Annotated in this window: 1 protein-coding gene; it reads right to left on the minus strand. The window is 68.8% G+C overall.

Going from position 1 to position 815, the window contains the following annotated elements; all coding sequences use genetic code 11:
* Positions 1-815 (minus strand): hypothetical protein (locus tag R0J92_RS21495; protein WP_411053128.1); only part of this gene is annotated, 815 nt, incomplete at both ends.

Raw genomic sequence — 815 nt, forward strand, 5'->3', positions numbered from 1 at the left:
GCACGGGTTCACGACCTTGTTGGTCGCCATCTCGTCGCGGTACACGCCCAGCAGCAGCTCCTTCTGGCTCCGCGAGCTGTGCCAGCCGTAGCGGTTGCCGCGCTCGTTGCGGAGCTGGCCCTCCTGACGCTGCACGTAGAAGCTGGGGTACTGCGCCTTGACCACGCGGCGACCGAAGATGCCGCCGGGGCCGTTGTTCTCCCAGCAGAGGAACATCAGCCCCGTCGCCCCGCCGAACCAGACGCCGGCGGCCATCGCCTGCACCGCGAACTCCTCGGGCGAGACGTTGGCCGACCACCACTTGGCGACCACGCGGCCGGTGCCGGCATCAATGACGGTCATCACGCTGTTGGAACCCCCGGACCCGTTGCTCACGTCGATGCCGGCAACGTAGTTGGTGTGCTGCGGCGGCCTGCCGTCTTCCAGCGCCAGCCAGAACCGCCACGGGGCGGCCCCGCTGTTGGGCAGCAGGGTGAAGGCCGACTCGTCGCACTCCCGGATCGCCCGGATGCGGTCGTCGTCCGACGCGCCGCCGGTGAAGATGAGGTCGCCGGTGAAGCGGGGCTCCTTCCCGTGATCCTGACGGTGCCGCTCCAGCTCGTGGTAGTCGAAGAACACGTCGCCCGCCTGACCGTGGATCATGTCCACTTCCTGCGCGAGCGCCTTGCGGCTCATCGTCTCCTCCTGCCGCCGGTACCACGGGCTGGTCCATTTCACGTGACCCAGCTCGTCGCGGACCTGCTTCGCGCCCTGCGCCTTCTCCGGGTGGCGATACCACGGGAGGATGACGTGGACGCCGCGGCCCTCCTTGATCC

It is taken from the genome of Tritonibacter sp. SIMBA_163, from assembly GCF_046535935.1.
Lineage (GTDB): Bacteria > Pseudomonadota > Alphaproteobacteria > Rhodobacterales > Rhodobacteraceae > Epibacterium > Epibacterium scottomollicae.